Consider the following 7,455-nt stretch of genomic DNA (forward strand, 5'->3'; position numbering starts at 1 on the left):
TGGCCGACGATATCCGCCTGCTCGCGCCCGAGCGCTTCGACCAGGGTCAGGACGTCCTGGCCGGTCGAGAACGCGCGGTAGGAGCCGTCTGGGGCCGCGCCGTCGGGCCAGTATCCGCGCTGTGCGGGTGCGACCGCCCAGTACCCTTCCTGCGCAAGGCGGTCGAGGATCGCTGCCCAGCTGGCCGCATGGTCGGGAAACCCGTGGAGGAACACGACGAGCGGCCCGCTGCCGGCCTCAAGGATCGGAACCTCCAGTCCGCCTGCCTGAACCGTCCGATGCCGAACGCGGTCGCTCGCCTGGGACCCCCTGGCCGGGGAGTCCTCGCCGAAGGGCGGTCGCCGGGTCTTCTGTGTCATGAGTTCAACCCCCAAGCCGCCTTCGCGGCGTCGCGGTCCGGCAAGCCCGGACCAAGTAGCAGGTAAGCGGCGGGTTGCGGGCCCGGACGACCTCGTTCTCCCGCTCGTGTTCGAGGAAGTCCACTCACGCTGCAGCGGCGGCGATATCCAGACTTTTCATCCGCGCACTGTTGGTCCTCGTCCTGGCGAGCAGCCGGCCGGCGATCGGCAGCCGGGCGAGGCGGAGCATCACGGACCGAAGCAGCAACTCGGCGCGGTTGCCCGGGGTGAAGAAACCGCGCTGGCTCACAGCGCTGCCGCGGTGGTGGTCGATGAACGGGCGCAGGTGGTCCTCCCAGTCCCGCAGCGCTCGTGGCACGTCGTGCGGGTGGCGTTCCAGCATGGTGCCGAGCAGGTCCGCCCCGGCCAGGCCGGTGGATGCCCCCATGGCGGAGTAAACGGTCAGGCACCACGCGGCGTCGCCGACGAGCACGACTCGACCGCGGTGCCAGTGGTCGAGGTGCACCTGCTCGGCGGAGTCGAACAGGTGGTCCGGGGCCTTCTCGAACTGGTCGAGCAGCCAACCGAGCGTGGAGCCGGTGGGCTCGGGGCCGTAGGCGGCGCGCAGCGAGTCGATGGCCGGCCGGGTGAACTCGGCGTCCACGTCGTCGGTGCGGTAGGAGAACATCACCGACGGCGGCCGGTCGGCGAACGGGAACACCCACACCGATCGGCCCGCCTCGGCCATGGTCAGCCCGTCCTGTGGGCGGTAGCCGGGTATCGGCTCGGGCAGGCTGTACACGGCGATCATGTAGTTCAGCCGACGGATCGGGCTCTGCTCGGGCTCGAACGCAAGCCGGCGCACGGTCGAGCGCAGTCCGTCTGCCCCGACCACCAGGTCGAACCGTTCGATGGTCGTCGTCTGCGCCGTCAGGTCGCGGATCTCGACGTCCACCCCGTCGAGGTCCTGGTCCAGCGCGATCGGCACGGTCGAGTACCGGATCTCGACCTCGTCGGGCAGGGCGCTGAAGGCCGCGTCTTCGATGTCGCCCCGCACCACCAGTCGAGACCCGCCGAACACATCGGCGTAGCTCAATCCGCGGCGGCGCCGGCCCGTGCGGTCGACGTCGTAGCTCACGCTTTCCGGAGCGACGCGATGCGGCACCGCATCGGCGAAGCCCAGCCGTTCGGCGGCGGCGAGCCCGGTCCCGAACAGGGCGATGAAGTATCCGCCACGGCGCCGCTCGGACGCCTTCTCCAGCACCACCACGTCCCAGCCCGCGCGATGCAGACGCAGCGCGGAGGCGATCCCGCTGATCCCGAGGCCGACCACCAGGGCCCGCGGTCGCGATGTCGTGTTCCTGTCCATGGGATTGCGCTCCGACATTGTCGTGTTCTCCATCTGGTGGGGGGTGGGGGGCGGCCGTTCAGGAAGCCGAGGATGTGGAGTCGCCGAGGCGGGCGAGGACGTCGAGGAGGGGGGGCGTTGCCTCGGAGGGATGGGCGACCGGATCGGTGGCGTTGCCGGCCACCCACACACCCGCGGGGCCGGCCGTTCGGCCTTCAGGTGCGCGCGGACGTCTGCAGGAACAGCTCAAGGAGTGCCAGCAGCGTCTCGGGAGCGTCCTCGGTCGGGAAGTGGCCGGCGCCCGGAATCTCGACCACAGGTGCGTCGGGGTAGCTGAGCCTGAACGACGGGATGACGTACTGGGGCAGCAGTGCGGTGTCCCGCATGCCGACCGCCAGCATCGCCGGCACGGCGCGCAGCGCGGCGACGGCTTCCCCGGGCGGCGGCCCGGGCGGGGGACCCTGGGGGCCCTCAAGGGCCTGCCGCGGGAAGGCGATGACGCCGCGGCACTCCGCCGGGGTCGGGAAGGGGCTGGAGTAGGCGCGGATCCAGGTCGGCGTGGCGATCTCGGGCCGGGCGACATGCTGCAGGTCGATCATCAGGTGGGCGACGGTGTGACCCGCGTTGCCGAGGATCTGCTCGAACGAGCCGTCCGAGAGCGCCGAGTGGGCCCACTGGAACCACCGGCTCTCGACGCCGTTGGCCTTCATGAGAGGGGCGATGTCGTCTGCGAGCGGCAGCACGGTGTTCGTGGCGAAGATCCGGGAGATCCGGTCGGGGTGACGCAGCGCGAACCCGGTGCCGATGGGGCCGCCCCAGTCACGGAGCACCAGGGTGATGTCCGTCAGGTCGAGCGTGTCGACGAGCAACGATTCGAGATTCAGGATGTGCTCGCTCGCGTCGTACGTGCGGTCCTGCGGTGTCTCGCTCTTGCCGAAGCCCATGTGGTCGGGAACGACCACGCGATGGTGACGCGACAGCGGCCCGATCAGGTGGCGCCACTCGTAGCCCCACGTGGGCTCGCCGTGCAGCATGACGATCGTCTGATCGGGCCGTGAGGGGCCCTCGTCGACATAGTGCTGACGGAAGCCGGCAGTCTCGTTGAAGCGGGCGGGATACGGCCACGTGCCGTCGAACGTCTCGTCAGCAGCAATCACGGGAAATCGCGCCTTCCGGTGCGGTGTTGTCCGCACTGACCGCGGTCATGAGGTCCTCCGAAGCCGGGCCGGTGAGTTCGGCACCGTTGTTTACTGAACAGTCCGAAACCTAGATAGTTCTGTACTGGGTTGTCAAATACGGTGGGCCGGCTTTACCTTCGGCGCATGGTGAGACCACGCAGCTTCGACCGCGACCACGTCCTGCATGCCGCCGAGCGGCAGTTCCGGACCTCGGGCTACAACGGCACGAGCGTCGACGACATCAGCGCCGCCACCGGCCTGGGCCGCGGCAGCCTCTACGGCGCGTTCGACGGCAAGCACGGCGTGCTGCTGCAGTCGATGGCCGGCTACTTCACCCGGCTGGGGCAGGGGCCGCCGAAGGCGCTCGCCGGACCGGACGAGGGCGCCCTGGAACGACTGCACGCATACTTGCTCCGCGCCGTCCACGGGGTGCCACTCGCCCCCGACGTACCCCCCGCCCCCGACCGGACGGCGGCGGCCTGCTTCGCCGCCAAGATGGCCCTGGAGATCGGCACCCCCCACCCCGAGGTGAAACGCCTGGCCGGCGACTCCTTTTCCACGGTCGCCACAGCGGTGGCCGAGTGTGTGCGAGCGGCGCAGCGCAACGGCGACCTCGACCCCGACGCGGACCCCGACGACCTCGCCTACCTACTGCTGACCGTCGTCCGCGGCAGCGATGTCGTGGGCGCGTACGGCTACAGTCCCGCCCGCCTGACCTCGATCGCGGAGAGCGCGTTCGCCTTGCTGCCCCGCTCACGCCACACCTGAGAAGGGCACGGCCGGCCTCGTAGCACAGGCAGCTGATGCGGTCGGCCTGCTTCGATGCCGCGCAGACACGGCCCGCAGGTTCACGCGCCACCGGGCGGTCGTCTGGGTGGCTGACCGAAGAACTGCGCTCGCATCCAGTCGAGTTGCTCCACGCATGCGCGGGGTCGCCGGGCTCGAACTGCACGGCCGGTCGCCGAAAGACCGCCGCCGGCACACGGTGGTACTTCGGCCGCCGCTCCGCCGACTCGGACCGCGTTCGCAGGAATTCGTGCTCGTGCTCCGCCTCGGTGCCCTCGCAGAGCTCGGTGCCGTCCCCGCGGATGAGGGCATCGGTACGGACTCCCGCTGGGCGTCGACGAGTCGGCGACCGGTCCCGATCGTCGCCATCCTGCGAGGCGCCGGCCTGACCTCCTGCTCACCCACGTGGCGAACGCCCCCGTACAACCGGGACCACAACCGGGCACGGGCGCCCCCCATGCTGACGCGCTGGATCGCCCAGGCCCACGGCCGCCACCGCGCACCCGGCCGCTCGTCGCCGGCCGGTGGGTTCCCGTTCACCGCCGATGCCATTGCGCTGCGCTCGCCGAACTGGCCGGGCCACTCGGCCTGCGGGGTCAGTGGCTCCGCGGAGGAGTTCGGCCGAGCGCTGTACCCACCAGTCGAGTAGGTTTCAACACGGTGGCCGCTACTTCTTCTCCAGCCCCGGCAGGAACTCCTGCACCTTCGCCTTGAAGCCCTGCTTCACCATGGAGGCGCGGTCCGCGTCGCCCTTGAGGATCGACGCGGCCGTCGCCTCCATCTGCTCCCAGGTCGCGTGCGGCGGGATCGGCGGCACGGCCGGGTCGGTGAGGAACTCGATCACCGCGGGCCCGTCCGCCTCCAGGCCCGCACGCCAGCCGGCCTCGACGTCCTCGGGCTTCTCCACCCGGATGCCGGTCAGCCCGATCGACCGGGCGAAGGCCGCGTACTGCACGTCCGGCAGCTCCTGCGAGGGCAGGAACGACGGAGCGCCCTCCATGGCCCGCATCTCCCAGGTCACCTGGTTGAGGTCGTGGTTGTTCCACACGGCCACGACCAGCCGCGGGTCCTCCCACAGATCCCGGTACTTGGCCGCCGTGATCAGCTCCGCCATCCCGTTCATCTGCATCGCCCCGTCCCCGACCAGCGCGATCGCCGGACGGTCCGGATGCGCGAACTTCGCGCCGATGGCGTACGGCACTCCGCAGCCCATCGTCGCGAGCGTCCCGGAGAGCGAGGACCGCATGCCGGGGCGCATCGTCAGATGCCGGGCGTACCAGTTCGCCGTCGAGCCGGAGTCGGAGGTGACGATGGCGTTGTCCGGCAGCAGCGGGTCCAGCGCGCGGGCCACATACTCCGGGTTGATGGGGTCGGCCGACAGCGCCGCCCGCCGCTCCATCACCTCGCGCCAGCGCGTGACGTTGTCGCACACCGTGTCGTACCACTCGCGGCCGCCGCGTTCCACGTCCAGCATCGGGATGAGCCGCTGGAGCGTCGCCTTCGCGTCGCCGACCAGGTTCACCTCGTAGGGATAACGCATCCCGACCATGTGCGGGTCGATGTCGATCTGCACGCCCCGCGCCTTGCCGAACTCCGGCAGGAACTGGGTGTACGGGAAGGACGACCCGATGGTCAGCAGGGTGTCGCAGTCCCGCATGAGTTCGTACGACGGACGCGTGCCCAGCAGGCCGATCGAGCCGGTGACGTACGGGAGTTCGTCGCTCAGCGCGTCCTTGCCGAGCAGCGCCTTCGCGACGCCGGCGCCGAGGAGTTCGGCGATCCGCTCCACCTCGGCCCGCGCGCCCGCCGCGCCCTGGCCGACCAACACGGCCACCTTGTCACCGGAGTTGAGGATCTCGGCGGCCCGCTCCAGGGACTCCTCCGACGGGACCGCCGTCCAGGCGCTGCGGTCCAGACTGGACGGCACCATCTTGAACTCGTGCGTGGGCGCGGAGTATTCGAGCTCCTGGACGTCACCGGGAATGATGACCGCCGTGGGACAGCGGCGGGCGTACGCGGTGCGGATCGCCCGGTCCAGGACGTTCGGCAGCTGCTCGGGGACCGTCACCGTCTCCACGAAGTCCGAGGCGACGTCCTTGTACAGGGTGTGCAGGTCCACCTCCTGCTGGTACGAGCCGCCCATCGCGGTGCGGTGCGTCTGGCCGACGATCGCCAGCACGGGGACGTGGTCCAGCTTGGCGTCGTAGAGACCGTTGAGGAGATGGATCGCGCCGGGCCCGGACGTGGCCGCGCACACTCCGAGACGGCCGCTGAACTTGGCGTGACCGACCGCCTGGAACGCGGACATCTCCTCGTGCCGGGACTGCACGAAACGCGGCTTGTTCCCGGCCCGGCCCCAGGCCGCCAGCAGGCCGTTGATGCCGTCGCCGGGATAACCGAAGACATGTTCCACACCCCACTCGCGCAGCCGCTCGAGGATGTGATCGGACACCTTGGTGCTCATGGACTGACCTCCGGACATGGATGGCACAGGCAGCTGTACGAGTCACCCTGCGCGCCCCCGGAAAACCTGCCCGGTGTTTGCCGCCGGGGGCCGGGGGCAGGCGCAGTCCCAGTGCTTCGGACCGGAGGCACGTCCGTGGGAGTGGCGAGGAGCCGCCACGGGCGCGCCCGGACGGATCGCGGGCGCGTCCCAACCCAGAGCACCATCAAGGGAGTTGCGACGCACATGCCCACACGAGCGAGCGCGAAGCACCACCCGCACGACGACGCACCCGACACGGCGGCGGACTTCTGCAGGCTCGCCGCGCTGCCCCCCGGCCCCGAGCGCGACACCCTGCGCGGACAGGTCGTCGAGGCCTGGCTGCCCATGGCCGACCGGCTCGCCGGACGCTTCCGCAGCCGCGGCGAGAGCTTCGACGACCTGCGCCAGGTCGCCGCCCTCGGCCTGGTCAAGGCCGTCGACCGCTACGACCCCGAGCGCGGCAACGCTTTCGAGAGCTACGCCGTCCCGACCATCACCGGCGAGATCAAGCGGCACTTCCGCGACCACATGTGGACCCTGCACGTACCGCGCCGGGTCCAGGACCTGCGCAACCGGGTCCGCTTCGCCACCCAGGACCTCTCGCAGACGATCTCGGGACGCAGGCCCACGATCGCCGAGATCGCCGACCACGCCCACCTCACCGAGGAGGATGTCCGGGTCGGCCTGGAGGCCCTGGAGAGCTTCACCGCGCTCTCCCTCGACGCCGAGCTGCCCGGGAGCGAGGACGGCTACTCGCTCAGCGACGCGCTGGGCTCGCCCGACCCCGCGCTCGACACCGTCGTCGACCGCGAGGCGGTCCGGGACCGGCTGGCCGCGCTGCCCGAACGCGAGCGGGCCATCCTCTACATGCGCTTCTTCGGCGACATGACGCAGAGCCGGATCGCCGAGCAGCTCGGCATCTCCCAGATGCACGTCTCGCGTCTGATCAGCCGGTGCTGCGGGCGGGTGCGCGAGCAGGTCATGCGGGACGCCGTGGCGTGAGCGCGAGCGCCAGGTGGCGGGAGATCATGTCCATCGCCTGCGCCTCCGCCATCGAGAACGCCGGGCGCGGTCCGCACCGGAACAGGGTCAGGACGCCCCGCACCACGTTCTTGTGCGCCGGCGGAACGGACAGCAGCGAGGTGACGTTCGCCCGCGTGATGACGGGCACGCCCGCCGTGTCCCGGCCGAAGGCCTCGGGGTCCTCCGGGCGCACCTGAAGTGCGAGGGAGCCGCCGCGTGCCCGCCATCGCGCGTGAGGTGTTCGCGGGGGCTTCGGCCGTGACGGTGGCGCTCGCTCTGCGCTGACCCGCCGGTTAC

The 7,455-nt window shown here is 70.7% G+C and carries 8 protein-coding genes; 3 read left to right on the plus strand and 5 right to left on the minus strand.

What is annotated here, in order from left to right:
- From ABZ896_RS51280 to ABZ896_RS51290, 3 genes are all read right to left on the minus strand, one after another.
- A partial coding sequence (locus ABZ896_RS51280) for an alpha/beta fold hydrolase (RefSeq protein WP_360945946.1) occupies positions 1-359 on the minus strand: 359 nt, incomplete at its 3' end.
- Positions 360-483: 124 nt separating this feature from the next.
- On the minus strand, positions 484-1,707 hold the full coding sequence (locus ABZ896_RS51285) for an FAD-dependent monooxygenase (RefSeq protein WP_360945949.1): 1,224 nt from the start codon (positions 1,705-1,707) through the stop codon (positions 484-486).
- A 194-nt stretch (positions 1,708-1,901) separates the two neighbouring features.
- A complete protein-coding gene (locus ABZ896_RS51290; RefSeq protein ID WP_360945952.1) occupies positions 1,902-2,843 on the minus strand; it encodes an alpha/beta fold hydrolase in 942 nt (313 codons plus the stop codon).
- Between the two features lie 165 nt (positions 2,844-3,008).
- Between ABZ896_RS51290 and ABZ896_RS51295 the strand changes: the two genes are divergently transcribed.
- Together ABZ896_RS51295 and ABZ896_RS51300 are read left to right on the plus strand one after the other, a co-directional pair.
- A complete protein-coding gene (locus ABZ896_RS51295; RefSeq protein ID WP_360945955.1) occupies positions 3,009-3,632 on the plus strand; it encodes a TetR/AcrR family transcriptional regulator in 624 nt (207 codons plus the stop codon).
- A gap of 274 nt (positions 3,633-3,906) precedes the next feature.
- Positions 3,907-4,299 (plus strand): hypothetical protein, encoded by a 393-nt coding sequence (locus ABZ896_RS51300; protein ID WP_360945958.1) that lies wholly within the window; start codon positions 3,907-3,909, stop codon positions 4,297-4,299.
- A gap of 18 nt (positions 4,300-4,317) precedes the next feature.
- Here the strand turns inward: ABZ896_RS51300 and ABZ896_RS51305 are convergent, their stop codons facing one another.
- Positions 4,318-6,114, minus strand: a complete 1,797-nt coding sequence (locus ABZ896_RS51305; protein ID WP_360945961.1) for a thiamine pyrophosphate-requiring protein — start codon at positions 6,112-6,114, stop codon at positions 4,318-4,320.
- 225 nt (positions 6,115-6,339) lie between these two features.
- Between ABZ896_RS51305 and ABZ896_RS51310 the strand changes: the two genes are divergently transcribed.
- The gene (locus tag ABZ896_RS51310) at positions 6,340-7,137 is read left to right on the plus strand and encodes an RNA polymerase sigma factor SigF (protein ID WP_360945964.1); all 798 of its coding nucleotides are present in this window, start codon (positions 6,340-6,342) and stop codon (positions 7,135-7,137) included.
- On the opposite strand, the gene ABZ896_RS51315 is transcribed toward ABZ896_RS51310, so the two are convergent.
- The gene (locus tag ABZ896_RS51315; RefSeq protein WP_360945967.1) at positions 7,115-7,351 is read right to left on the minus strand and encodes a GAF domain-containing protein; all 237 of its coding nucleotides are present in this window, start codon (positions 7,349-7,351) and stop codon (positions 7,115-7,117) included. The genes ABZ896_RS51310 and ABZ896_RS51315 overlap by 23 nt on opposite strands.
- Between the last annotated feature and the right edge of the window lie 104 nt (positions 7,352-7,455).

It is taken from the genome of Streptomyces sp. NPDC047072, from assembly GCF_040643855.1.
Classification (GTDB): Bacteria; Actinomycetota; Actinomycetes; order Streptomycetales; family Streptomycetaceae; genus Streptomyces.

What these genes read in the sequence shown, in the direction of transcription:
- ABZ896_RS51285 (WP_360945949.1), bottom strand. Translation starts at nt 1,707, where the DNA reads ATGGACAGGAACACGACATCGCGACCGCGGGCCCTGGTGGTCGGCCTC.
- ABZ896_RS51305 (WP_360945961.1), bottom strand. Translation starts at nt 6,114, where the DNA reads ATGAGCACCAAGGTGTCCGATCACATCCTCGAGCGGCTGCGCGAGTGG.
- ABZ896_RS51295 (WP_360945955.1), top strand. Translation starts at nt 3,009, where the DNA reads ATGGTGAGACCACGCAGCTTCGACCGCGACCACGTCCTGCATGCCGCC.
- ABZ896_RS51310 (WP_360945964.1), top strand. Translation starts at nt 6,340, where the DNA reads ATGCCCACACGAGCGAGCGCGAAGCACCACCCGCACGACGACGCACCC.